Genomic DNA, 20,741 nt, shown 5'->3' on the forward strand with positions numbered 1-20,741 from the left:
CGGCGGACCAGCATGAGCGCCCCGGCGATCACGGCAGCAACCACCAAGATGGTGCCGTAATCGACCGGGGTCTCTTGCTTTCTGCACCCACGGTCGCCGTTACTCTTCGTCGTCTTCGTCAGCGCGTTGGATCGCAGCGCGCAACCATGTGAGGCGAGTGTCCAATAGCCCGATCTGGACGTAGCTGGGCACATTGTTGTCTCGCGTGAGCGAGACTGTGGATGCCCATCGTTCGCCTTCGTCGTCGATGCCGCCACGTGCCGCGATGACGGTGTAGTCCATCAGTAGGCCGGGGTCGTCATCGTCGGGGAAGTGTGCGCGCATGGCTTGTTCGATCGCTGCGGTGAGGGCTTCGTCGGCGGCTTTCTGTTCAGGGGTTCGAGGCATGCTCTGCCGCCCATTTTAGCCAGTCCGGTGCGTAACCGTGCTTGTGGTGTTCGCCGACAACCGTCACAGGCGTGGTGTTGTAGCCGAGGCCGCGAACATGGGCAAGCGCTGCATCATCCTGAGTGACATCGACCTTGCGATACGGGGCGCCGAGCTGATCAAGCTTCCGGGCGACTGCCTTGCATGGTTCACATCCCGGCTGGCTGTAGAGGGTGATTTCAGCCATCGAGCCCCCTCTTCAGCGCGTCGAGTGCTGCGGCGTATTCGCTTTGCGCGCACGCAAGTTCGTAGTTCAGGCGCTGAACCCGGAGCAAATCGTCTTTGACGCGCTCCTCTAGCTTCTCGATCGAGGTCACGGCAGTCGAACCCCCAGGTCGGGCAGCGGCGGGAGCGCGATCTCCGGCAGCGGCGGGGGAACGTAGGCGAGCGCTTCGGCAGGGATGTACGGCTCGATCTCGTCCGGCACGTAGTCACTCAGCGGCGTCGGGCGGTACGGCTCCGGGGTCACGGCGTCGACGAGCGGATCGAAGTCCTGCAACGACGGCAGCGGGCCAGGCTCCCACGCCGGCAACGAAGCGTGCGGTGCTTCCGGGATCCCGGTCGGTGTCGATTCGGGCAGCCACGGCAGCGGTGCGGGTTCCTCGATGAAGTAGTCACCGGGCGGCAGGTCGTCGGCTTCGCCAGGCGCGTACCCGTGCCAGCCCATCGCGTAACCAGCCCAACCCTGCACGAATTTCGCGGGGTCGGACCACGGCGCGGGCGAATCGCAGATGGCGTCGAATTCGTGGCAGACGCGGACCTGGTTGGGTGCTGCCGGATTCGTGCCGGGGTTGCTGGTGCCGGGGTAGATGCCGGGCAGGGAGTCGTAGACGCCGCCGGGTTGGCGTGGGTCGCCGTAGGTGATGACGCGGTCAGCGTTCGCCTGGTCAGCGAATTCGGAGCCGAGCGAATGTCCGACGACGGTCACGTGTCCGCCGGGGCATTCGGCGCGGTAGGCGTCGACGCGCTCCCGAAGTTTCGCGGTGCCCTCGGTGACGGACTGGTCCTTCGTGTACGGACCGGTGGGCCAGATCGAGGACGGGTAGTCCAGCGATTCGACCCGATAGCCTTCTGCCGCATAGTGTGCGAGCTGGTCGGCCATCAGCGTCGGCCCCCCAGCCTGTTCCAGTGCTCGCTGTCCGTTGCCTCCGACACCGATGACGATGTCGCGGCAGTCTGGTGCGGCGCTCGCGGCGGGGGCAGCGAAACCCAACGGGCCGAGGAAGGTGACGCCTGCGATGGCGCAGGTGCAGAGTGCGGTGATGCGGCCCGATCGGGTCATGGGAGCCTCCTGGAGGCTTTCAATGTTGCGTGCACGCTATGCGATAGCGTTAACACTAATTCTATGGGCGCGCGCAAACACGCTCGGGAGACGTTGAGGCCCGCCGACTCCCAGGTAGCGAAAACCGGTCGGCGGGCCAGCCGCGGCGCCGTGGGCTGCCAGCGGCTCGCCACCTAGATTCCCTACAGCCAGCTGCGGCGTGAGATCGGCGCTGGCGGCCCCGGTCGGAATGGGGCACGAGGGTGGTGGCGAAAAGGATGCGGTAGGTGTTCTCTGGGCAGCACCGCCACTACCACTGCGTTACCTCGTTGTTGGAGGTCGCACCACGCATGTACGCGTGGTTAAGTTCAGGCCGCCTCGTCGGCGGAATCTGGAGTCAGACGTTCTCGGCCGCCACGATCTCGCTGGCGCTCACAACGTCCAGCAGCACATGCACGTTCTCGATAGGATCGCCCGTCTTTCGGCAGATCCACTTCGCCATGAAGAACTTGATGTCGTCGCGCTCAGCAATATCCGCGAGCGTCTTCGTGCCGGGATGGAACACCCGCCACCCGCCATCCGGGTAGGGCGCGGCCATCACTCGGTAGTTCGGCTGATTGAACATCGTCACACCCTCGTGCCGTTTACTTCTGAAAAAGGAATCCGCAGGTCAGCGTGGCAACTATTCGGAATATCCGAATACATCGCAAAGAACTACAGGATTACCGATGACGCCGCCGTCCTCGTCACGCTCCGCCCAGTAAAGGGCTGGCGAGCCGTTCGCATCGAGATACAGGATCCAGGTCGATCCGTCGTCGCGGGAGCCTTCGATAAGCCCGGACCAGGCGCCAGTGATCGACGGGTGGTCATAGCGTTCGACGTTGATGTTCTTCAAAGGATGCTCCTGTAGTCGGGACCGGAACATCCATCCGGAGCATGAAAGATTGCGGGCCACGGGCCTCGCCGATCCGGCGAGTAATCCCGTGGCCCACTTCCAACCCCTCCGCGAAGGGGCGGCAAGCTAAGGGTGGGGAGTTTCCTAGGCTCCGACCGGGGCATGGACCGTAAGGCTATGTAGTCCCGGTGCTGCGACTTACCCGCTGAGGCATCGGTTTCCGGCCGCTAAGCCATCCCCTACCAGCCACTCGGCCGTCAGGATCCCGACATCGCACACATTCGCGGCCCGATCACGCATCAGCCGCTCACTCTGTCACCACCAGCGCAGCTAGCTAGGCCGCGCTTTGTTCCCCGACCGCGAATCGAACGCGGGACCGTCCCTTTCTATCGGGCGCTCTACCACTGAGCTATCGAGGAATCCGTTATGAAGTTTTGCAGCTAGACCCTCACGTCCTAGGAAGAGCGTCCGCATCTGGTTCCCCGCGGCCCTCAGCCGGAGCCGACTGGATTTTGGGCGCAGATACCCGACGTCAATTTCTCACAGGGACACCGTTTTGTCAACCAAAGTTGTCATTTTCCGGTCGGACTGACTGCGATTTTGCAGCATGGAAGCGCGCCAACCTGGGAAAACATCAAAGAAAGTTATTTCGGTCACATTACGTCATGCTGCCGACTGGAGAGCCTCAGGCGACATCAGTTCCTCAATGTGGTCAACCAGTTCGGGGGTCATTCGAAACCACTCCCTAGTATGGCGTGATGCTCGGAACTGGCCATGCCGCCTCTTCTCCAACTTGCGCGCCCCGAACTCGATAGCAGGAACTTCGTCATGCGCCAGATCGGACAGCCGTCGGCCCAGATTGCCTGTGTACCCGATCTTCACGTAGGCACCGAATCTGACATAGTAGACGACACTCTTTCCGAAAGCGCGGAACAGGTGCGATTGTGTCATCCGTCGGCGGTACTCCTGCTCATCCCGCTCATAGGCACAGAGAGCGCATCGCGTCACTTCCACAAGGCCATCAACCCAGAGTGTGCCGCGTTCCCCACACGCTGGGCATGACCATTTCAGACGCTCCGCGTCCGCTGGTACGACCTCGTTTACCTTCCGATCGCGTTCGAACTCGACAGCACGCAGCGTCTCGGTAGCGACATTGAAGTCCCGGATCGCCTTCTGCCAATGAAACACACACAGCCGAACGTCAGATGCGAAGGCGTCCGCTGCTTCAACCTCGCAGTCGGGCTGCCCGCAGATAACCCGCTCATACGATCGCTCAGCACCCATTTGACGTCCACGGACGACCTTATAGCCCGGCATCGCAGATTCGGTAGAAATGCCAACCCCCAGAACTGATAACTGGACCAACTATTCAATTCTATTTCGGCCGTCAAACGCCCACGGCGGATCATCGTCCGCCTCGTCGTAGCCTGCATTCGGATCCGGCAGCGGCACATACGGTTCCTCTAACGCCAACTCCAACCCCATCGCCTCACAGAACTCTTCGAGCGTCGCAAGCCCGTCCAACCGGTGGCCGATACGGAGCGCGCTCTCCAACTCCAGCGGACCCTCATCCTCCGGCCCAACCCACACCGACGCCAAACCACGCCGGTACTTCAAATGCAGATACTCGCCCTGCTCCGTCCACACATCCCACGCTGACGGCAACGCGTAGCAGGTGTGGACGGCCTTCACGATGCGCATAGTCACGACGCCTTACTCCTCACGATCCGTGTCCCCTGCTTCTCCCGCACCCGACCAACCCCGCGCGGCCCATAAAACAGGTGCTTCGGGATCTCCCCCGACTTCACCTCCGCGGCAACGTGCCCGATATGCCAGGCACCGTCGATATGCGAGCACCTGTAGCCCTGGATCTTGTCGCCGGGGAAACGACGCCGGCCCGCGGTGCGTGCGTCCTTCCGGCTCCTGTACGCCTGCTTCTGGCAGTGATGGCAGAAACCGATCGTCGGCGCATCCATGTCCGTCACGTCCGCCCCTCCCAGATGAAGCCGCCGTACACCGAGCCTTCTTGGCCGGACTCGTTGCTTCTGGTGCAGTCGTGTTCGTGGTAGGTGGCGCGTGGGCAGCGCTTGTTGCCGCAAACGGGGCACACGATCATGTGGAATCTCTGCAGCTCTCGCGCGTCCGGGTCCAGCTCCGTGACCACTCTGCGCCACTCGCTGTCGCAGTACACGCACCAACAGGTGAGCACTGGGTGCCTCCGCATCTGCACGAAGACGAATTTCGCGATCACGCCGCCTCCCCGAAGTCGAAGGCACCCTGCGCGAGACGGCTTGCGATCAGCTCGCAGTACCGCTCCTCCAGCTCGACACCTATCGCCTTGCGGCCAAGGTTGCGGGCGGCGAGGAGGGTAGAGCCGGAGCCCGCGAACGGGTCGGCCACCGTCCCCACGGTCTTCACGATCAAACGTTCCATCAACCCGACGGGTTTAGGAGTCGGATGGTCGGGGCGGTTGGATACCGGGGGTTTGTTCATGCGAATAACGGCTCCGCCGCGTTTGCCGACGAATCCGGAGCCTAGAATGTAGAACTCTTCGAACGACGAGCCCCACGGAATGGAAAGGTCACCCATACCTGGGTCGTCGCCCTTGTCCCAGATCCCAGTTTGCCGGACCCCACTCGGTTTAGGGACGCGCCAGGTCCCGAACACGATCGCGGGCCGTGTCCCCCATCGCTCCAGCGCAGTATCCCGAGCCTGTGTCGTCTTGTCCCCGGATATGGGCCGGTCCTCCCTGCCCTTCACCCACCCGGAGTTGTAGTCCATGCCGTACGGCGGGTCGGTGACGAGCACGTCCGCAGCCAGCCAGGCGGCTATCTCCAGGCAGTTCCCGTGGTAGAGCGTCACCATTTCGTCCCGGTAGTACGGTGATGGACTCACGCGGCCTCCGTCCATCCGTGGCGTGCGAGGACGCCAGCGATGTCGGGCGGCTGGAAGTCGGGGCCTTTCAGTATTTTCCCGTCTTCGCGGCGCAGCACCTTGCCGTCGACGAGCTTGCTCATGTTGCTCGCTTGAACGGTTTCGAAAATTGATCGCATGGGTAGCGCGAGTACCCCACCGAGCAGTGCACACGAAGACAGAACGATCCGCGCGTACGCGCATGTGAGCCCGTGCTCTCGCTGCTCTACCGCCGACCGCAGCAGGCGTGCTTCCGTGCGCGCCTTGTCCGGCCACACGTCCGCCCAATCAAGGTCGTACACGGGCCATCCGGGCGTGCGGTGGGTGATGTCGAACAGGTATTCGCCGTTGCCCATCTTGGAGCGTCCGCCGATACGCAACACCAGTCCTGCCGTTACGTACATGATGTCGGCTATCGCGTCGGCAACCTCGATCAGGTCGCGGGCGGTGAGGGCGTCGACGAGTTCGCTGGTTTCCTCGTCGATCAACCGCAGCGCCAACGACAGTTCGTCATCGGACACCCAGCCTGGTTGATTCAACAAGCGGACATCGCAGGCACGGTTGAAGGCCGCGACCGCATCGAACAAATTCATGCCTTCTCCCCCTTCTTGGGGTCATGGGTGGCGAGCTTCCACAGGCTCGGGATGGGCCACAGGATGACGACCCCGACGAGGGCGAGCATGAAGATGAAAGCGATGACGGCGGCGGGCAGTCCACGTCCGGCTTCTTTCACGCCCGCGATCTGCGTATCGAATGTGAGGTAGTTGTGGATGATGGTCATGGCAGCGCCTGTGACCCAAATCCAGAAGAGTGGGTTGTTCACGATCACCTCAGAAGTCGTCGTGGTCGGGGATGCCCAGGCGAAGAAGCGGCACATTGAGAGCTGCCCACAGGCGGCAAACTTGCAGCCGATCGTCGAAAGCGCCCAAGATTTGGAAGCGGTCGCGCAGGTGCGCGTTGAAAAGCTCCAGCTTCACCGTGTCGTCACGCCGCAGATCGCCCGCGCGGCGCATGTGCAACTCCGTGAACGGGATACCGTTCGCCCGCAACCACTGTTCGGTCACTGCACGAGACGAGTCGTCACGCCCGGACAGCAGCACAATCGCCGAATCGGCGGCAAGCTTCCGGATGATCTCCACCATGTGCGCAATCGGAATGTCCTCATGCACGCGCGTCAGGTCGTAGATATCGCGGTCGGGTGCTTTCCGCGCGAGCGTCCCGTCGATGTCGCAGATCCACGCCGGCGGCAGCGACTCGTCCGGCACGTACGGCACCAGCTCGGGGCCGCTCCCCGAACTGGGCGTGATGGTCGGCCATGTTTTGCGCGGGAACCGTTTCGCGATCTCCCGGATAGCGGCCTCACCCACGGTGCGTCCGCCTGCTTCACCGGAGGATTTGTCGCGGCGCACGCACTCCTCTACGTCCGTGTCGAGGTCGATCACCTCGTAGTTGACGCCGTGCTGGACCGCGAAGTCGGCCCAGCCTTCCGCCCACTTCTTCCGCAGATTCAGCGCATCCACGTAGACGTCGTAGCCGTTCTTCAACAGCTCCTCCGCCTGGGTGCGCTCGACACGGCTGATGAGCTGTTCCTGCTCGTACTCCAGGACGCCGTGTTCGGCGAACAGGGTTGCGCGGGTGTCGTCACGGGAGACGCGCGCCAGCATGGGGTTTTCGGCGCGGAGCTTCGCGTACAGTTCGGTTTTCCCTGAGCGCGGCCATCCGCGCGGGATCACGATCTTCGGGCTCGTCACAGGGTCAACGACGGGTTCAGGCAGCTTTTCCACGATCGTTCGCGCTAGTATGTCGCCGCGCTCGTATTCGAACCTGTGCGTGTGCTCGCGGTTGGTGGATCGCATCTTCGCGTCCACACGGTCACCGACGCGGTAGAAGTCGCCGCGGAACGAGCATGGCTCGTCTTTCAGCTGCTCCGCGACGTGTGTGGCCACCGCGACCACGAACGACACGTCGGTTTCCTGGCCGAGCTTCACGTCCAGTCGTTCGGGAGTGATCGTCAAGCGGGCACGCTTGTTGCTTCCGCCCCGCACCACTTCGATGTCGATCACGCCATGCGTTGTTGTCGCACGCCAAATCTCGCTCATGCCGCTACAGCGCCTTCGGCTTCGACGTCAACTGCACTGGCATCGTCGAGGGTCTTGGTTTCGTGCTGAAGGAAGATCGGCGCTTTGGCCTTGAGGATGGTCGGGATCAGCCCATCCCAGCGAACGCACACACCTTCATCGACGAGCTTCTTGGACCCCGAGAGCGGGACCGCATGCCGGTACTGCTCGAAGTAGCGGCGGTCGATCCATTCGGCGGGGTCGAAGTCCGCGTGCAGCATCTCCGCGAACACGGGCACGGTCTTCAGGCCGCGCTGCACGCAGAATTCCTCAACCTGCGGCCACGCCAGATCGGTCACAAGCCCCTGGGGGTTTACGTGCGCGACGCGGTACACGTACAGGTGCGCCTCGCCCTGCGGGACGTTGTAGGTGTAGTCCTTCTGGATCGGCGCCCCGTCCGGCGTCCACCCGATCAGTTCGCCATACACGACGAACCCTTCGGGGATCAGCCCGTCAAGCTGCTTGCCGCAGTGGGTCCAAATGTCGGTGCCGTAATGGTGGTTCTGGTTGGGGTTGTTGACGTCTTTGATGACTTTCCGCGACCCGTACACGTTGTCGTAGCCGTACTGGGTGACGGGCACTTTCAGCCACCGCTGCGCGATCTTGTCGCGCCATGTCGGCTGACGGCGGACCACGGTGTTGCCGATGCGGATGGAGGTGCCGTGCAGCTTCTGTGTGACGATGATGCGCGCGGACTGGGGGATCTTGTCTTCGTTGCCCCAGTACCGCGACGTGTCGTAGTGCTCGGGCAGGAACTTGGCGTCGACGCGCTCGAACTCTTTCGTCGCCTTCGCCATCGGATCGCGGCGGTTGCCCTGGGCTACCGGTCGCTCGTACTTGCGGCAGATTTCGTGGCCATTGAGCTGGTCGAAGGTGTCACCGACGTTCAGATCCGCAGGGTCAATCCCGGTGTAGGTGAGCGACGACAGCGGCATGAACAGTGCGTCGGAGCGATGCTTGCGCAGTTTGATCGCGCGGACGCGACGGTTGGCTTCGAGGTAGCCGTTGGCGTCCGGATCAGCGTTCAGCCCACTTTCGCGGTGCAGGTTGTTGATCCGCGCGAACTCTTCCGACAGCTGAGTTTCGGCGGTGAAGACGATGCCGACCGTGCCGGGCTGAGTGTCCTTGCTGACGATTGCCTGGAATCCGAGGAGTGGTGCGCCAACGATGTTGTCGCAGCCTTCGAGGCTGTTCAGGGTGGGGATTCGCGCGACGATGGCGGCGTAATTCGGGTTTGCGGGTGGCGCAAGCTTCATCGCTATAGCTTATAGTGCACGCTACAGCGTTGTCTACACGCCATTTGCGAGCAAGCCCAGGTCGACCACGGTCATGTTGTCGTCGAACTCCGCACCGTCACAGTCCAGGATGTGCACTTCGCTGGTGTAGCCGTCGCCGTGCAGGATCCCGGTGTGACGGCAGTGGTAGTGCCCGGAGAACACCAGCTTGGGTTGCACTTGGTCGACGATCTGCCGCAACAGATACCGATGCTGTTCGGATGCGTCGATCTCGCGTTGCGGGAAGCCGTGCGGGTTGCCTGCGATTCCGGGAATGTGGACGCCGGCCGGAACGTCGTGACAGATCATCACGTCGACAAGCCCGTCGTCGGTGGCTTTCTGGGCTTCGCGGAAGGTGATGGTTTCGCGGTCCCACCATTCGCGGCCTGGTATGCGCCACTGTCGGTCGACGGAGACTGCGCCACCCATGGCGAGGAATCGGATGCCGTTCCAACTCCAGCGGTAGCAGCGCGGCAGGTAGTAGATGTTCGGGCGCAACGGGATCGCGGTGCAGCCGTGTTCGGCTTCCCGCTTGTCGAGGTAGTCGTAGGAGTCGTGATTCCCACTGACGAACCCAAGCGTGAGTCCGGTGTCTTCGAGCGCGCGTTGCAGCGCGGCCATGTACTTCGGCGCGAAGTCGAAAGCGAAGTCGCCAACGTGCAAGATGACGTCAGCGCCTTGATCGGCGGCGTAGCGAACCGCCCGAACAGCGAAATTTCCGTTGCCGTGCCAATCCCCCGCTCCCACGACTTTGATCGGGTTGAGGGATTCCCAGGCGTCGAGTTCGCTCATGAGTTCGCCGCCCGCATCAACGGGTCTACGTGGCACGGGTCCGCCAGTTTGCACCAGCAAGCGAGGTCTTTGCCACGCAGCCAGACGGAAGCTTCGTACGCCATCGTCCAACCGGATTCGCCGACCTTGCGATGGATCAACTTCTCGTATGCGTCCACGCACTCTTGCGCGGTGAGGACATGTTCGTCGGGCAGCTCGCGGAGCCCACCCCAATCCCACAGGGTCGGGTCGGTCGCGAAGACCGATCCGACGCTGTCGCCGACGCGGAACGGGTTGCCCCAATAGCCTGGGCGACTGACGGCGACAGCGCCTTCCGGCATTCTCCAGCCGCGCTCGCGCTTGCGTTGGATTCGTTTCGGCGTCACGCCCACGTCCTCACCATGTCGCCTGGCCCGTATCGGTCGGCCATGCCCTTCAACCAGTCGCATCCGACTGGATTCATCGAGTGCACCTTCATCCATTGCGGCCAATACTCGTTCTCGCACATCCACAACATGACCGGGCGCGTGGTGTCGTCGCCGCCGAGATCATGATCGAGAGAAAGGGCTTCGAGTCGTTCGGCGCGCGCCCGCGACAGGTGCAGCCACGCGATGGCGTCGAGGCTCGTTTTCGCTAGCATCCAGCCGTCGGGCGCGGGCCGCTCATCGTCGACGAACAGCTTCACCGCCGCCCCCACCCCAGTTTGCGGATTCGGCGTGCGCGGGCAGTGACGGCGGGTTCGTATTTCCGGTAGTGGCCGCGTCGCGCAGCGTCGTCGTGCCAGCGGCAAACCCAGGACAGTGGGGTCGGGTGAGGCACTGTCGGGCAGACCCAACGCCACCCGGCGCGTCTCCGCAACATCAACCGATGCTTGTACACCTCGTGGGTGATGTTGTCGAGAACGCACGGCCAGAACACACCCGCGCAGTGCATGAACACGCCCCGTTGATGGAACCAATACCAGCGCTCGGAGACTCCCGTACGAAGTGTCATCCATTGCCCTCTTCGACTTCATTGAACCGGTAGAGACGGGTAAAGGGTTCGTCGCAGCCTTCGACGGAGAAGGCGACTTCGTAGCCGCTGGAGGACACATAGGTGACAACGCCTTCTTCGGGCTGCCGCCCGACGAGCGCCATCACCCTGTCGCCCACTTTCAGGTTTCGTTTCATTGGCTACTCCAAAACGCCAGGCGGCATCTCCGAGCCGATCATCGCCGCGAGAACCCGGTAACACTCCGGCGCCCAACTGGTTTCGCACGCCACGCACCGTGCCGACGACTGATCGGCTTGCAGCACGTACTGCCGCACCAACTCCCCGCTGCCGTCATCCACTGTCGTCGTGGTTTCCCCGCAGGCAGGACAGGCGGCGCGCAGCTCGTACGTGTGCGTGACCGCGGTAGGCAGGAGTATGTTCGCCCGTTCCACCCACACCTCAACCTGCCGCGTGTACCGCTTCAGCTCCGCGAGTTCGTGCGGCGACCACGGCCAGTCCACGAGGATGTAAAGCCTCTGCACGGTGATCGGCCGATCAGGGTAGTCGTCAGCGAGGCCGTTGATGTTCGGCCACCATCGCGCCACAGTGCGGTCGATCCGGTCCAGCAGCGAAATAGCGTCCGTCCAACCAGGTGTGCGGGAACCAGTGCCTTGCCGGCGCACGGTCTCCCCCACGCATTCCCCGTACCTGGCTTCCATCAGCTCGACGTACAGCGAGTCGCGGACGATGGGTTGCGTGCCGAAGTCGTCGCGTTCGATGCTGTCGGGGCGCAATCCGATCAGCTGGTGCACGGCGTCGGTGAATGCCGCTCGTGCGCCCGCGACTAGCTCAGTCGTGTTCTCGCTCATCAGCCCCCTCCCCTATTGCGGTGATGTCGAAGCCGGATGCTTGGATCGCTATCCGGATGAGCGCCCCAGCAAGTTCGGGCGGCAAACGGTGTTCACGGGGACGCATGTCGTTGAACGCTTGCCCGATGGCTTTGTCCTGCTCTGCACGAGCGGCAATGTCGCGCCGCAGGGCATCGAGCGGTTCGCGCAGTGCGGCGCCATGCTTTCCCAGCATTCCGGCGATGATGTCGAGCGCTGCGAGCTGGTCGGCTGCGATGTGTGCCGAGAGCGCCTGCCGCAACTGGTCGTCGGGGTCAAACATTAGAGTTGTCTCCGTCATGCTGGTGTTCTGATCGGACGCAGCGGTATTGCCGGTCGAAGACGCATTCGTCGGGGTGCAAGACGGCGAGGTACCGGGTTTCGCTGATGAACCCGCCGTTGTCGTAGTTGCGGTCAGGCATCTGCGGATTCCACGGGGTCTGGTGTGCGGAATCCGGTGTCGCCGCGGTGTTGCAGCACCCATGCTTCGATCGCGTGGCGGGCGTCGGTTTCCCAGTCGGTGCGACGTTCCCGCAAGGGCACGCCGAACCCGTATACCCGGTCGCCCTTCCATCCGGACAGGTCGAGGCGGTACGGGATACCTTTCGGCGCGTCGACGTCCACCACCCAACTCTCGATGCGCTTCTTCGCCTTCGGTCGTCCAAGCGACTGCTTCTGGAGCTTCGCTATCACTGGGTAGGTCGCTTCGGGCATGCGCACAGCGATCGCCGCGGTTTCGATGTCCTCGAACGAGAAGCGTCGCTCGCCGTACAGGATGTCGAGCGGGTTCAGTTTGAAGCTGCGCTCACGCCAGGCAGCGAATTCGCCGCGCTCCCAGCTCCCTGGGTGTGTCCAGATGTTGAGCCAGAGACGCCCGTCGTGGATGGACACTTTGAGGTCGCGGCCCTCGTACTGGTGGCGCTTCTCGCGGGTGATCCAGTCGGCGAGCTTCCAGCCTGCTTCGATTCCCCAGTAGATGCCGCTGCCGAGGATGGTGAGGTGTCCGTCGAACGGGGTTTCTGATCCGGCCGTGCCGACGTGGAAGCGGGCGGAGAAGGTCGGTTCAGGCTTCTTGACAATCGTTTCGATGTGGGCGCCAAATTCTCTGCCGTCGCTGGTTTCGTCTCGCCGCCATGACCAGAACCGCCGCTTGTGGTGGAACACGTTGGCGGAGGGGCGTTGGGCGGCTTCATCGATGACGAAGTGGTGGTAGTGCACTACTGGTCTCCGTTTTTGAGGCAGTCGGGTGCGTGCCAGAGGGTTGCGTAGGGGCCATTCACGCCGTGTGCGCCGAGCACTCGGATCGCTTCGGCAACGAACTCGGAATACTCATGCTCGAAGCGGGTTCCGCAGTCGCAGACGACAGGCCGGGCGGGCTTTGTGCGGTGTTCACGGTTCCTGCGCCACCGGTTCAGCACGTGCAGTCCTCCCAGTACAGGCCACAGGTCACGCACGCATCGGACTCGTCTAGCCAGTCGAACTCGTCGCCGGCTTCGTCCCGGTCAGCCACGTGGGCCGTACCGCAGATCGTGGATCCTGGCGAGTTCCTTGACGCGTTCTGCTGCCTTTACGGGATCGCCGTGGACGTGGATCACTGGCTGGTTCTGCTGCGCGTCTTCGAACCTGCTGCGCCACTTCCGGGCTTCCGACTTCCAGCCAGCGACGTTGATCGACAGCAGGAACCCCCAGACGCAGCCGAAAAACAGGGCAGGGTCATCGAGCGCGATACCTGCCCCCGCCGAGATTGCGAAGACGACCAGGGCTGCGAAATCGCCGCCATCGAAGTTGTCGAGACGAGGGGCGAACCACGCGCCGATTCTTTTCACTCTGTGTTCTCCAGGTCGTCGAGGAAGGATTTCACCGTGAAGTGGCGGTGCATGATGGTGTGGAGTCGACGCACCTGTAGGCGTTCTTCGTCGCTGATCCAGCGGCCTTCGTACATGAGGCAGCCGTGGGAGACGCACCAGAAACGGTGCGTGTCGGTTCGGCTATGCATCGTTGATTCCTTCGGCCGCGTAGACCAGGCGACCCAAAACAGAAGGAAGGCAAGCGAACCACGCAGCCACCACCAGAAACGCCGCCAAAACACTAATCGCAATCCGGTTCATCCGGCTCATCCTCCTGGGATTCGTAATGGTCCCGCAGGTTGTCCGGAAGAAACGGATCGTCATCCCATTCAATCGGCCCCATCAGCAACTCCTTTTGTGCTAATGCAAGCTTATCGATCAAGTCAAACGGCGATTGAAATCAGAACACGATCACGGCCGGTTCCCGCCACGGGAACTTCGGTGACTCCAGTTTCACGCCAGTCGCGAACTGGGTTTCGAGTATGCACCCGCCACCTTCGACCGGGATTTCATACTCAATCTGGACACTCAACTCAGGCGGGAACTCCGACAGCCGCGCAATCAACTCCGCGACAGTCATGCGGCCCATTCCGGCTGGTAGTCTGTATGCGCCGCCCAGAATGTTGCCAGTGCCCGCAAACTGGGTGACTGGTCCGGATGCGAGGATGGGTACTTACATTTCCCCGCCCTGATGTCGCCTTCCCCGCATCCGTCGCCGAACTCGCCGTCGAGGTTGCTGATGTTCCAGATCGCGTCATCGACCATACCTCGCAGCCCAGAAGCAATTGTCAGCACCATCGCAGGATCGAATTCCGCCATCAGTGCCGACACGTGCCCGCTTCGCACACCGCCGCCACCTGGATCGAACTGGATCGGGTCGGCGGCACCGTTCACGGTGACAACATCCCAGAAGTGATCGACCGCCCACCGTTCCGGCTCCCACGGCGGACGCTTCTCCGGATACTTCACCGTCACTTGGGGAAGCTCGGTCGCAGACTTGGCAAGATTCTCCCAGTCAGCCAGCCGCGCTTCAATGAACTCGACAATCGTCATCAGATCAGCACCATGTTCTTCCACGCGAGCCGCGCCACCACATAGGCTCCGAACAGCATCGACGCGACCGCGCACGCGCCGATAGCGAACTGCCAGCCGTCGACCTTGCCCACTGCATAGGCAGCCTGCAACGCCGCGACGAGTTGAACCGCGAACCCCGCACGCACGAACCAAGTCAGCAGAAAATGATTCACGTCGACCTACCCGTACGAGCAGTTCAGGTGCCAGCCGGGGCCACCCTCAGGCACAGTCAATTCCAGCAGTTCCACGAACCGCGCGATCTGCCCAGCCCACGCGGGATCGACGTCCAGCGGCTTCAACGGGACCGAACCCCAGTCATCCACATGCTGCACCGACGGCTTCACCCGCAACGCCCACACCGAATCCCCCTCGGACCACCCGTACGTATCGAGTTCCACCGGAATTTGCGCCAGCAACTCTCTCTTGCGGTCCCGGCTCGCCGCATACGCTTGATATGCGGCCGATGAAGACTCGTAATCCTCGATTGCCTTCTGGCGCGCTTCCAAAGCGGCCCGGAGTTCGGCGCCATCTAGCATCCAAATCGACTCGCAGTGTCTCGGGTAGTCGTCTGAGAGCGGCACTTCCTCCCAGCCGAGACGCTGAGCGAGAACGTCTTCCCACTTTTCGTCGCCATCCCACCATTCAGGCCACAGTGAATCCCATGTGTCATGGTCCGTCATGTCGCCGAGGTCGTACCCGAAGTACACGTCAGCGCTTGGGCTAGAGCCCATTCCATTCTCCCCTTTGCAGGCTGTTACTTAACCGTATCGGCGAAGTCAAACGCGGATTCGTCTAGTCGAGGTGCGCGCGGCGGACCCGCTGCAAGAAATCCTCGATTGGCGCCTCATTTGGCTCAGAAAGCAGCACCGTCTTCGCCGAATCGAACTTGGCTTCATACTCGGCGATCAACGCTTTCGCCGACGCCGCATCCGGCTCGGACACGATCCGCTGACCGAACTCGAAGAATGGGGCCGGATCGGGCACGCGGATCGGCAGCATGCCAGTCGTGTACAGCTCGAACCCCTGCCACAGAACGCGCATGGTGTGCCGGGAATGCTTCTCGCGCCGCTTATCCAACGAACCCTTGAACCCGCCGCGCTCCACGAGCCGATGAAACTGCGACACCGCGTAGCCGAAGAACGCGTTCCGTACACGCTGCGCCGCGAGGAAATTCGACCGCAGAGAAACCAGTTCCTCACCGAACTCCGTCATGTGCAGATAGTCGTCCAGCCATAGGATTTCAGATGCCGTCGGGTTGCAGGTCGACATCAGGTACAGCGCCTTACCGACCTCGTGATAGGTCGCGTCAGCGCCGTCCTTGCCGGTCTTCGTTGCCTTCTCCCGCGACAGCGGATGCAAACCGAGGAACCTGGCGGTCGGCTCGACGTAGATGCCTGTGTAGTCGATGTCGCTCTCCGGTGTGTTCAAACCGTAGGCCGTGGACCCGACGACGCCCTCCAAGAGCAGGTTCACCGCTGCTGTTCCTCGCCACGGCGCTCGAAGAAGTCAAGGATTCCGGCAATTCCGTACAGGACTCCCGCGATGATCAGGATCCCGCCGACGAACGCGAAAGGAATCCACAAGGGGGCGGTGATCCACAGCCACGACCAGTCGATGTACCCGGTGAGTTTGAGGACGAGGAGCACGAGGAACAGGGCGCCCCCGAATCCGATGCCGCTGCTGCCGGTCGACGCCGCCGTGGTGGTCTTGCTGCTAGTCATTTGGTTGCTCCGTATGGGCTGTCGGGGTGAAGGTTTCGCCAGGCACGGTTGGCGATCCGGTCGCGAGTGACGAGGCAGGGCCGTTCGCGCCCGTTCGCTGCCGCGTCGTCGATAAGCGCGTTCGCGATGGCATTCCAGATCAGCGCGTACTCCCGGTACTCCGGGTCGTGGGGGTCGATGCTCATGCCACGTCCGCTCGCCGGCGCTTCAGGAAGCGATCGCCAAACCAGTTGCATAGTGCACTATACTTCATAGTGTGAAGTATACTGCACAGCAATGCACAGTCGATCTTCCAGGGGAAGGGCGGTGTCAGAATCGCTTCCTGGCGCGCGGAATGTGCCCCAAGCATTACGCGCGTTGGCGAGCCAACGGACATCCCGGTAAGAGCAACCGTTGGGCACAGCCGCTCGATGGCACAGATCAGAAGTACTGCACGCTCTGCGATTCCGTGAAGCCACGAACTGAGTTCCGCCCAGAGCCTCGCCGCCGAGATGGCTACTACCCCCACTGCCGACCCTGCGCCAGCAAGGCCAGTAAGGCGATCAGGCAGAATAATATTGAGAGGTATCGAGAGCGTGAACGCCTCACCTACCTCTCGAAGAAGTTCAATATCACTCACGACGAGGTACGTGCCATATTCCGCAACAGCAACGGGTTGTGCGAAATATGCGGTGGTCCGCCCAATGGTCGGGGTGGTCTTCATGTCGACCACTGCCACACCACGGGGAAGATTCGCGGCCTTCTCTGCAACTCGTGCAATGTTTCCATAGGCCACTTCAGAGACGACCCCGCGATTCTTCGGCGCGCTGCGGACTACCTGGAGTTCCATCAGCAGCCACCTCTTGCCGCTTAGCTAATTCCCGTTTGGAGTAGCGATCATGAAGAATTAGGCTTCCCGCGACGCTGACATTCAACGACCACGCAGCAGGTGACGGAATCTGAATCACGTAGTGGCAGCGATCCAACACCGCGGGCGGGATGCCGTGGTCTTCGGCGCCGAGCAGGTACAGCGCTCGGTCGGGATGCTGGAATGTGGTGAGCGTTTCAGCGCGGTCGTCGAGTTCTACCCCGACTAGTGGGCAACTGCTCGGCAGATGCGCGATCAGGTCGTCGATGTCGCCGTAGTGGTGCAGAGGGATCGCGTTCGGTGCTTTGCAGGTGTCAGATGCCTGTTGTGTGTAGCGGCGGCCGACGGTGGCGAGGAACGCCGCCCCGTACGTGTGCGCGCTCCGCCACAGGGTGCCGATGTTGACCTCATGCTTGGGATGCCATACAGCCACGCCGCAGTAGCCCGCGCTCACCACGACCCCCACTGCGCAACCTCGTTCAACACTGCTTCCCATTCGTCAGGCTGGTCGTACACGTCCGGTCGGAGCGCGTACGTGATCCAACAGGCGGGGATAGGGGCGCCCGGATCGTGGCGGTACAACTGTTCGGTGTCTGCAATGTTGATCGCGAGCCGCACCCGTTCCCGCTCGGCTTTCAACTCGTTCATCAGGGCGAGGGTTCCGCCGTCCGGGCCGAGGAATTCGCGCGCCTCGTCGCTCAGATCGTCGGGGTAGTCGCCGGCCTCGTAGCTGTATGGGATCGCGCGGGCGATCTCTGTGAACAGTTCGTCACTCATGCGCTCGCTCATGCCACCATCTCCCACGCTGAGATGTCGACACGGCGGCGTTGCATCGCCACGTCGTAGCCCGCTGTCACCAACTGGCGGCGGATAGCGAGGTAGCTGATTTCGTCGGTCAACACCACGAACTCGGCGCCGTACTCGTCTCGGTACGTGATCCGGTACTGCTTCTCGGTTCGGGGCGGTTCCCCGCGGTCGGGGATGAGTGGTTCACGCATGCTCATGCGGCTCTCTGATTCAGTGGAACTCGACATCTTCGCCCGCCTCACTCGCCTCGCGGAGCCCATCAATGAACGTCTGCGTCTTCTGCCGCCAGTCGCCGATGTGCCCCCTGTCGGCTTCGGCGGGAAGTGCTGGAAGCAACTCCGTCAAGCGGTCGGCGAGCGGGTCGCAGAATCGCGTTGGGATGATGCCTTCACAGTCGGCGTGCGCGATCAGCAGCATCAGTGGGTCGGGGCTTCCATCCAGGCGGCAGGGAATCGCATCCCACTCGCCCATGATGTTCGCCGCGGTGACCAGCCCCCAGTCGATGACGGGAGTTTCGGAGCGGTAGGTTTCGCTGCCGATTATGTCGAGTTCGTAGCCCGCGACTTCGGCGAGTTTGTTCCGCCAACGGTTGAACGCCCCGTAAGCGCCATGCCAGCAACCGTGGGTGGTGTCGAGCCCCATGCTCAGTGTTCTCCTGCTTCGATTGGTTCCCCGTACCCGGCACGCCGCAACAGCACCAGGTATTCACGTATCGGCATCACCGCCAACTGCTCCCCCGCCGCGCCAACACCACGGCGTTTCACGGCGAGGAATCCGACCTCGGCGCGGGCATTCGCGGTTTGTTCCCGCAACTCGCTGATCCATTCCGACCAGCGCGGCGACTGCACGTTCTTGCATTGACTGATGACACCGGGCGCGATGCCGATCACTGGATCCAAGTGCACGTCCCCGCCGTCGCGCTCATAGCCCGCCTTGGTGCGTTCGGCGTGCGGGAAGCCTTCGGCGCGGTAGTAGTCGCGTTGCGCGCGCTCATGGTCGTCGCCTCTGCGCTTCTGCTTGCTCGTCACAGCGGCACGACCTCCGTGAAGTTCGTGCGGCGCTGGAAAGCCTTGTGGCAGAAGCGGCAGAGGATGCTTCCGTACTTGCTGATGCCGGCGTCAATGTGGTCGCAGGTGGTTTTGGTGCAGTCCACGCAGCCGAGTGCTTCCATGCATCCGTGGCTGCGCAGTCCGAACACTGCCGTGGCGCTGCATCCGTCGCATTCAGGCTCGTGGTCGAGGTGTTCGATGCTGTCCGCGCGGTGTTCAGTCAAGGTGCTCATCATTTGCCCCTCTTCTTGGCCACTCGCAGTTCAAACCGGTCACCGTTCGGCATCCGGTAGATCAGACCCTGACCCCAAGTGAGGACGATGTCGAAGCCGTTGTCGGCCAGCGTCTGCCGGATGTCGTCCATAGCGTCTGCCGCTGTGAATGGATCGGCGGTCACGGCTGCACCTCTCGGATCTCGGCGACGAAGTTCCGGACACCGCGCGGGGCAGGGTGAGCGCCCACCGCGTCGAGCGCGGCAGCGATGCTGCCGTAGAAGCCCCGATGGAAGCTGGTCTCGTTCCCTCGCTCGCGCGCGACCACGTACCCGAGCGGGGGACGTTGCCCCGCCTCCAACTCAGCGATACGGGCGCGCAGCCGCTCGTTCACGTCAAGATGTCGCATGCGCGCATCGTTCGCCTCGGCCAGGGCGGTCGTCAGCTCAGCGACGCGGTCGCGGGCATTGTCTCGTTCAACCACGATCCGCCGCGCGGACCACAGGTCGAGTTGGTCCCGACTGCATCCCAACTCATCGGCCACACGATCGAGGGTCAGGTTCGCTGCGTCCCGCTCACGCTCTAGCTTCGCGATACGGTCGGCCTGCTGGTTGATCGTGGCGGCGAAGTCCTCGTACCCGAGTGGGGGACGCTGCGCCGCCTCCAGTCGGTCGACCTTGCGCTGGAGTCGCGCCCGCTCCTTCGCCATGCGGGTCAGCTGCGATTCGTGCGCGGTCTGCATCACTTCGATTGCCTGGCGGGCCTCGTCACGTTCGGCGGCAAGCCGTCGCACCAATTCGCCCGAGTTGGCCTCGTCGATGTAGCGCTTGTCCTCGGCGAGTGTCAGTTCAGCGCCAGCCTTCCAGACGCGCAACCACCCGATCTTGTCGAGCAAGGCGGGCAGGTTTATCCCGGCCCATTCGGCGAGTTCGAATGCCCGACCTGACGACGGACACGCGTGGAAGGCGTCCAATTTCGCCCGCCCTTCGGCGATCAGGTCACGGTCGGTCACGATGTCTCCTTGACCATCTGGGTGCGCCGCCACACGGACGCCACTCCCCCATGCGATCGGGCAGTAGTAGCCCGCACGCCCGCCTTTTCGATGACGCCTTCGCGTCGGAGCCGCATCAGCATCGGCCCGAACTGGCGCGGCTCGCTCATGTCAGGCCAACCGGCCTTTTTCATCTGTGCGTAAATGTCGGCGTTGACGAACTCGGTGCCCGTGGGCAACGCGTGGATCAGCTTTTCGGCGCGCTGGATGTACACGAAATCGGGCGGGACGGCGGTGGTCACCGGTAGCCCTCCCATTTGCGGCGGACGGCTGCCCTCTCCTCGGCGCTGATGAGTTTGCGAAACAGTCGGCCGTTACGCATCCGCTCGTCGTGGGTGTGCTCCCAGTACGGTTTGCCGCAGCTATCACAGGATGTGAACGGCTGGCCGATCCATTGAAAGCCGAGGCACTTCACGCTCATGCGGCACCGTCCAGGTATTCGAGTTCCCATGTCGGATGGAAGGGCATCGGGTGCTTGTCGCCGTCGAGGCGGATACGGAGTCCGCCGCGGCGGGCGCCCGTGATGGTGCCGAGCTGCGGCGTCTCGTCGCCCGTGTACCGGATCCGGCCGCCGCGTTTCGCTGGCACGCCGTAGTTGTCGCGAACCCACTGCATGC

At 62.7% G+C, this 20,741-nt stretch carries 43 protein-coding genes and 1 tRNA gene; 1 reads left to right on the forward strand and 43 read right to left on the reverse strand.

The genetic code is table 11. The features are described from left to right. Positions 1 to 99 precede the first annotated feature (99 nt). From ACFU5M_RS18990 to ACFU5M_RS19145, 32 genes are all read right to left on the reverse strand, one after another. On the reverse strand, positions 100 to 387 hold the full coding sequence (locus ACFU5M_RS18990) for a hypothetical protein (RefSeq protein WP_379050737.1): 288 nt from the start codon (positions 385 to 387) through the stop codon (positions 100 to 102). Further along, on the reverse strand, positions 371 to 613 hold the full coding sequence (locus ACFU5M_RS18995; protein ID WP_379050740.1) for a glutaredoxin family protein: 243 nt from the start codon (positions 611 to 613) through the stop codon (positions 371 to 373). Before ACFU5M_RS18995 ends, ACFU5M_RS18990 begins: the two co-directional genes overlap by 17 nt. Continuing rightward, a complete protein-coding gene (locus tag ACFU5M_RS19000; protein ID WP_379050743.1) occupies positions 606 to 743 on the reverse strand; it encodes a hypothetical protein in 138 nt (45 codons plus the stop codon). The genes ACFU5M_RS18995 and ACFU5M_RS19000 overlap by 8 nt, the downstream gene beginning before the upstream one ends. Then, entirely contained in the window at positions 740 to 1,708 is a 969-nt protein-coding gene (locus tag ACFU5M_RS19005) for a lipase family alpha/beta hydrolase (protein ID WP_379050751.1), read from the reverse strand. Before ACFU5M_RS19005 ends, ACFU5M_RS19000 begins: the two co-directional genes overlap by 4 nt. Positions 1,709 to 2,084: 376 nt before the next feature. Continuing rightward, positions 2,085 to 2,312 (reverse strand): hypothetical protein, encoded by a 228-nt coding sequence (locus ACFU5M_RS19010; protein WP_379050752.1) that lies wholly within the window; start codon positions 2,310 to 2,312, stop codon positions 2,085 to 2,087. 57 nt (positions 2,313 to 2,369) lie between these two features. Then, positions 2,370 to 2,582, reverse strand: a complete 213-nt coding sequence (locus tag ACFU5M_RS19015; protein ID WP_379050754.1) for a hypothetical protein — start codon at positions 2,580 to 2,582, stop codon at positions 2,370 to 2,372. Between the two features lie 349 nt (positions 2,583 to 2,931). Next, a tRNA-OTHER gene (locus tag ACFU5M_RS19020) sits at positions 2,932 to 3,001 on the reverse strand. Between the two features lie 244 nt (positions 3,002 to 3,245). Beyond that, positions 3,246 to 3,947: a GIY-YIG nuclease family protein gene (locus ACFU5M_RS19025; protein WP_379050757.1), complete on the reverse strand. Its 702-nt coding sequence runs from the start codon at positions 3,945 to 3,947 to the stop codon at positions 3,246 to 3,248. Beyond that, positions 3,948 to 4,289: a hypothetical protein gene (locus ACFU5M_RS19030; RefSeq protein WP_379050761.1), complete on the reverse strand. Its 342-nt coding sequence runs from the start codon at positions 4,287 to 4,289 to the stop codon at positions 3,948 to 3,950. Then, positions 4,286 to 4,567 carry a hypothetical protein gene (locus tag ACFU5M_RS19035; RefSeq protein ID WP_379050763.1) on the reverse strand — a complete coding sequence of 94 codons (282 nt, stop codon included), beginning with the start codon at positions 4,565 to 4,567 and terminating at the stop codon, positions 4,286 to 4,288. Before ACFU5M_RS19035 ends, ACFU5M_RS19030 begins: the two co-directional genes overlap by 4 nt. Continuing rightward, a complete protein-coding gene (locus ACFU5M_RS19040) occupies positions 4,564 to 4,833 on the reverse strand; it encodes a hypothetical protein (protein ID WP_379050766.1) in 270 nt (89 codons plus the stop codon). Before ACFU5M_RS19040 ends, ACFU5M_RS19035 begins: the two co-directional genes overlap by 4 nt. Continuing rightward, positions 4,830 to 5,477, reverse strand: a complete 648-nt coding sequence (locus ACFU5M_RS19045; protein WP_379050769.1) for a DNA-methyltransferase — start codon at positions 5,475 to 5,477, stop codon at positions 4,830 to 4,832. Before ACFU5M_RS19045 ends, ACFU5M_RS19040 begins: the two co-directional genes overlap by 4 nt. Beyond that, a complete protein-coding gene (locus tag ACFU5M_RS19050; protein ID WP_379050771.1) occupies positions 5,474 to 6,088 on the reverse strand; it encodes a hypothetical protein in 615 nt (204 codons plus the stop codon). Before ACFU5M_RS19050 ends, ACFU5M_RS19045 begins: the two co-directional genes overlap by 4 nt. Then, on the reverse strand, positions 6,085 to 6,276 hold the full coding sequence (locus ACFU5M_RS19055) for a hypothetical protein (RefSeq protein ID WP_379050773.1): 192 nt from the start codon (positions 6,274 to 6,276) through the stop codon (positions 6,085 to 6,087). Before ACFU5M_RS19055 ends, ACFU5M_RS19050 begins: the two co-directional genes overlap by 4 nt. Before the next feature lie 49 nt (positions 6,277 to 6,325). Beyond that, positions 6,326 to 7,594 (reverse strand): AAA family ATPase, encoded by a 1,269-nt coding sequence (locus ACFU5M_RS19060; RefSeq protein WP_379050775.1) that lies wholly within the window; start codon positions 7,592 to 7,594, stop codon positions 6,326 to 6,328. Beyond that, positions 7,591 to 8,868, reverse strand: coding sequence for an RNA ligase family protein (locus tag ACFU5M_RS19065; protein WP_379050778.1), 1,278 nt, complete (start codon positions 8,866 to 8,868; stop codon positions 7,591 to 7,593). Before ACFU5M_RS19065 ends, ACFU5M_RS19060 begins: the two co-directional genes overlap by 4 nt. A gap of 33 nt (positions 8,869 to 8,901) precedes the next feature. Next, positions 8,902 to 9,678, reverse strand: a complete 777-nt coding sequence (locus tag ACFU5M_RS19070; protein ID WP_379050780.1) for a metallophosphoesterase — start codon at positions 9,676 to 9,678, stop codon at positions 8,902 to 8,904. Continuing rightward, a complete protein-coding gene (locus ACFU5M_RS19075; RefSeq protein ID WP_379050783.1) occupies positions 9,675 to 10,043 on the reverse strand; it encodes a DUF4326 domain-containing protein in 369 nt (122 codons plus the stop codon). Before ACFU5M_RS19075 ends, ACFU5M_RS19070 begins: the two co-directional genes overlap by 4 nt. Then, complete coding sequence (locus ACFU5M_RS19080) at positions 10,040 to 10,342, reverse strand: cyclic-phosphate processing receiver domain-containing protein (RefSeq protein ID WP_379050786.1); 303 nt, start codon at positions 10,340 to 10,342, stop codon at positions 10,040 to 10,042. The genes ACFU5M_RS19075 and ACFU5M_RS19080 overlap by 4 nt, the downstream gene beginning before the upstream one ends. Positions 10,343 to 10,646: 304 nt before the next feature. Then, positions 10,647 to 10,826 (reverse strand): hypothetical protein, encoded by a 180-nt coding sequence (locus ACFU5M_RS19085; protein WP_379050788.1) that lies wholly within the window; start codon positions 10,824 to 10,826, stop codon positions 10,647 to 10,649. 3 nt (positions 10,827 to 10,829) lie between these two features. Beyond that, positions 10,830 to 11,498 carry a hypothetical protein gene (locus tag ACFU5M_RS19090; RefSeq protein WP_379050791.1) on the reverse strand — a complete coding sequence of 223 codons (669 nt, stop codon included), beginning with the start codon at positions 11,496 to 11,498 and terminating at the stop codon, positions 10,830 to 10,832. After that, positions 11,479 to 11,799 (reverse strand): hypothetical protein, encoded by a 321-nt coding sequence (locus ACFU5M_RS19095; protein ID WP_379050793.1) that lies wholly within the window; start codon positions 11,797 to 11,799, stop codon positions 11,479 to 11,481. Before ACFU5M_RS19095 ends, ACFU5M_RS19090 begins: the two co-directional genes overlap by 20 nt. Positions 11,800 to 11,930: 131 nt before the next feature. Beyond that, positions 11,931 to 12,734: a hypothetical protein gene (locus ACFU5M_RS19100; RefSeq protein ID WP_379050794.1), complete on the reverse strand. Its 804-nt coding sequence runs from the start codon at positions 12,732 to 12,734 to the stop codon at positions 11,931 to 11,933. Positions 12,735 to 13,018: 284 nt separating this feature from the next. After that, positions 13,019 to 13,342: a hypothetical protein gene (locus ACFU5M_RS19105; RefSeq protein ID WP_379050797.1), complete on the reverse strand. Its 324-nt coding sequence runs from the start codon at positions 13,340 to 13,342 to the stop codon at positions 13,019 to 13,021. Continuing rightward, positions 13,339 to 13,512 carry a hypothetical protein gene (locus ACFU5M_RS19110; protein WP_379050800.1) on the reverse strand — a complete coding sequence of 58 codons (174 nt, stop codon included), beginning with the start codon at positions 13,510 to 13,512 and terminating at the stop codon, positions 13,339 to 13,341. The genes ACFU5M_RS19105 and ACFU5M_RS19110 overlap by 4 nt, the downstream gene beginning before the upstream one ends. A 251-nt stretch (positions 13,513 to 13,763) precedes the next feature. After that, entirely contained in the window at positions 13,764 to 13,943 is a 180-nt protein-coding gene (locus tag ACFU5M_RS19115; protein WP_379050803.1) for a hypothetical protein, read from the reverse strand. Continuing rightward, positions 13,940 to 14,416, reverse strand: coding sequence for a DUF6221 family protein (locus ACFU5M_RS19120; RefSeq protein WP_379050806.1), 477 nt, complete (start codon positions 14,414 to 14,416; stop codon positions 13,940 to 13,942). The genes ACFU5M_RS19115 and ACFU5M_RS19120 overlap by 4 nt, the downstream gene beginning before the upstream one ends. Next, complete coding sequence (locus tag ACFU5M_RS19125) at positions 14,416 to 14,583, reverse strand: hypothetical protein (protein WP_379050809.1); 168 nt, start codon at positions 14,581 to 14,583, stop codon at positions 14,416 to 14,418. The genes ACFU5M_RS19120 and ACFU5M_RS19125 overlap by 1 nt, the downstream gene beginning before the upstream one ends. A gap of 33 nt (positions 14,584 to 14,616) precedes the next feature. Beyond that, positions 14,617 to 15,117 (reverse strand): hypothetical protein, encoded by a 501-nt coding sequence (locus ACFU5M_RS19130; RefSeq protein WP_379050812.1) that lies wholly within the window; start codon positions 15,115 to 15,117, stop codon positions 14,617 to 14,619. A 112-nt stretch (positions 15,118 to 15,229) separates the two neighbouring features. Then, positions 15,230 to 15,910 carry a DNA polymerase beta superfamily protein gene (locus ACFU5M_RS19135; RefSeq protein ID WP_379050815.1) on the reverse strand — a complete coding sequence of 227 codons (681 nt, stop codon included), beginning with the start codon at positions 15,908 to 15,910 and terminating at the stop codon, positions 15,230 to 15,232. Next, the gene (locus ACFU5M_RS19140; protein WP_379050818.1) at positions 15,907 to 16,158 is read right to left on the reverse strand and encodes a hypothetical protein; all 252 of its coding nucleotides are present in this window, start codon (positions 16,156 to 16,158) and stop codon (positions 15,907 to 15,909) included. Before ACFU5M_RS19140 ends, ACFU5M_RS19135 begins: the two co-directional genes overlap by 4 nt. Continuing rightward, the gene (locus ACFU5M_RS19145) at positions 16,155 to 16,343 is read right to left on the reverse strand and encodes a hypothetical protein (RefSeq protein ID WP_379050821.1); all 189 of its coding nucleotides are present in this window, start codon (positions 16,341 to 16,343) and stop codon (positions 16,155 to 16,157) included. Before ACFU5M_RS19145 ends, ACFU5M_RS19140 begins: the two co-directional genes overlap by 4 nt. A 149-nt stretch (positions 16,344 to 16,492) precedes the next feature. Between ACFU5M_RS19145 and ACFU5M_RS19150 the strand changes: the two genes are divergently transcribed. After that, on the forward strand, positions 16,493 to 17,011 hold the full coding sequence (locus tag ACFU5M_RS19150; protein ID WP_379051009.1) for an endonuclease VII domain-containing protein: 519 nt from the start codon (positions 16,493 to 16,495) through the stop codon (positions 17,009 to 17,011). Here ACFU5M_RS19150 and ACFU5M_RS19155 read toward each other — a convergent pair. Genes ACFU5M_RS19155 through ACFU5M_RS19205 form a run of 11 tightly spaced genes read right to left on the reverse strand, consistent with a single transcriptional unit; the run spans position 16,935 to position 20,739 of the window. Then, positions 16,935 to 17,471, reverse strand: a complete 537-nt coding sequence (locus ACFU5M_RS19155; protein WP_379050824.1) for an RNA methyltransferase — start codon at positions 17,469 to 17,471, stop codon at positions 16,935 to 16,937. The two genes, ACFU5M_RS19150 and ACFU5M_RS19155, sit on opposite strands and share 77 nt — an antisense overlap. Further along, complete coding sequence (locus ACFU5M_RS19160; RefSeq protein ID WP_379050827.1) at positions 17,456 to 17,794, reverse strand: hypothetical protein; 339 nt, start codon at positions 17,792 to 17,794, stop codon at positions 17,456 to 17,458. Before ACFU5M_RS19160 ends, ACFU5M_RS19155 begins: the two co-directional genes overlap by 16 nt. Continuing rightward, positions 17,791 to 18,009: a hypothetical protein gene (locus ACFU5M_RS19165; protein WP_379050829.1), complete on the reverse strand. Its 219-nt coding sequence runs from the start codon at positions 18,007 to 18,009 to the stop codon at positions 17,791 to 17,793. Before ACFU5M_RS19165 ends, ACFU5M_RS19160 begins: the two co-directional genes overlap by 4 nt. A gap of 13 nt (positions 18,010 to 18,022) precedes the next feature. Beyond that, the gene (locus tag ACFU5M_RS19170) at positions 18,023 to 18,454 is read right to left on the reverse strand and encodes a hypothetical protein (protein ID WP_379050831.1); all 432 of its coding nucleotides are present in this window, start codon (positions 18,452 to 18,454) and stop codon (positions 18,023 to 18,025) included. Positions 18,455 to 18,456: 2 nt separating this feature from the next. Continuing rightward, complete coding sequence (locus ACFU5M_RS19175; RefSeq protein ID WP_379050834.1) at positions 18,457 to 18,840, reverse strand: hypothetical protein; 384 nt, start codon at positions 18,838 to 18,840, stop codon at positions 18,457 to 18,459. Then, the gene (locus ACFU5M_RS19180; RefSeq protein WP_379050836.1) at positions 18,837 to 19,097 is read right to left on the reverse strand and encodes a hypothetical protein; all 261 of its coding nucleotides are present in this window, start codon (positions 19,095 to 19,097) and stop codon (positions 18,837 to 18,839) included. The genes ACFU5M_RS19175 and ACFU5M_RS19180 overlap by 4 nt, the downstream gene beginning before the upstream one ends. Next, positions 19,094 to 19,258: a hypothetical protein gene (locus ACFU5M_RS19185; RefSeq protein ID WP_379050838.1), complete on the reverse strand. Its 165-nt coding sequence runs from the start codon at positions 19,256 to 19,258 to the stop codon at positions 19,094 to 19,096. The genes ACFU5M_RS19180 and ACFU5M_RS19185 overlap by 4 nt, the downstream gene beginning before the upstream one ends. Continuing rightward, positions 19,255 to 20,085 (reverse strand): hypothetical protein, encoded by an 831-nt coding sequence (locus ACFU5M_RS19190; RefSeq protein WP_379050841.1) that lies wholly within the window; start codon positions 20,083 to 20,085, stop codon positions 19,255 to 19,257. The genes ACFU5M_RS19185 and ACFU5M_RS19190 overlap by 4 nt, the downstream gene beginning before the upstream one ends. Next, entirely contained in the window at positions 20,082 to 20,366 is a 285-nt protein-coding gene (locus ACFU5M_RS19195) for a hypothetical protein (RefSeq protein WP_379050844.1), read from the reverse strand. Before ACFU5M_RS19195 ends, ACFU5M_RS19190 begins: the two co-directional genes overlap by 4 nt. Continuing rightward, positions 20,363 to 20,545: a hypothetical protein gene (locus ACFU5M_RS19200; RefSeq protein WP_379050847.1), complete on the reverse strand. Its 183-nt coding sequence runs from the start codon at positions 20,543 to 20,545 to the stop codon at positions 20,363 to 20,365. Before ACFU5M_RS19200 ends, ACFU5M_RS19195 begins: the two co-directional genes overlap by 4 nt. Beyond that, positions 20,542 to 20,739 (reverse strand): hypothetical protein, encoded by a 198-nt coding sequence (locus ACFU5M_RS19205; protein ID WP_379050850.1) that lies wholly within the window; start codon positions 20,737 to 20,739, stop codon positions 20,542 to 20,544. The genes ACFU5M_RS19200 and ACFU5M_RS19205 overlap by 4 nt, the downstream gene beginning before the upstream one ends. Between the last annotated feature and the right edge of the window lie 2 nt (positions 20,740 to 20,741).

Origin of the sequence: Nocardia sp. NPDC057455 (genome assembly GCF_042802775.1) — a bacterium.
Classification (GTDB): Bacteria; Actinomycetota; Actinomycetes; order Mycobacteriales; family Mycobacteriaceae; genus Nocardia.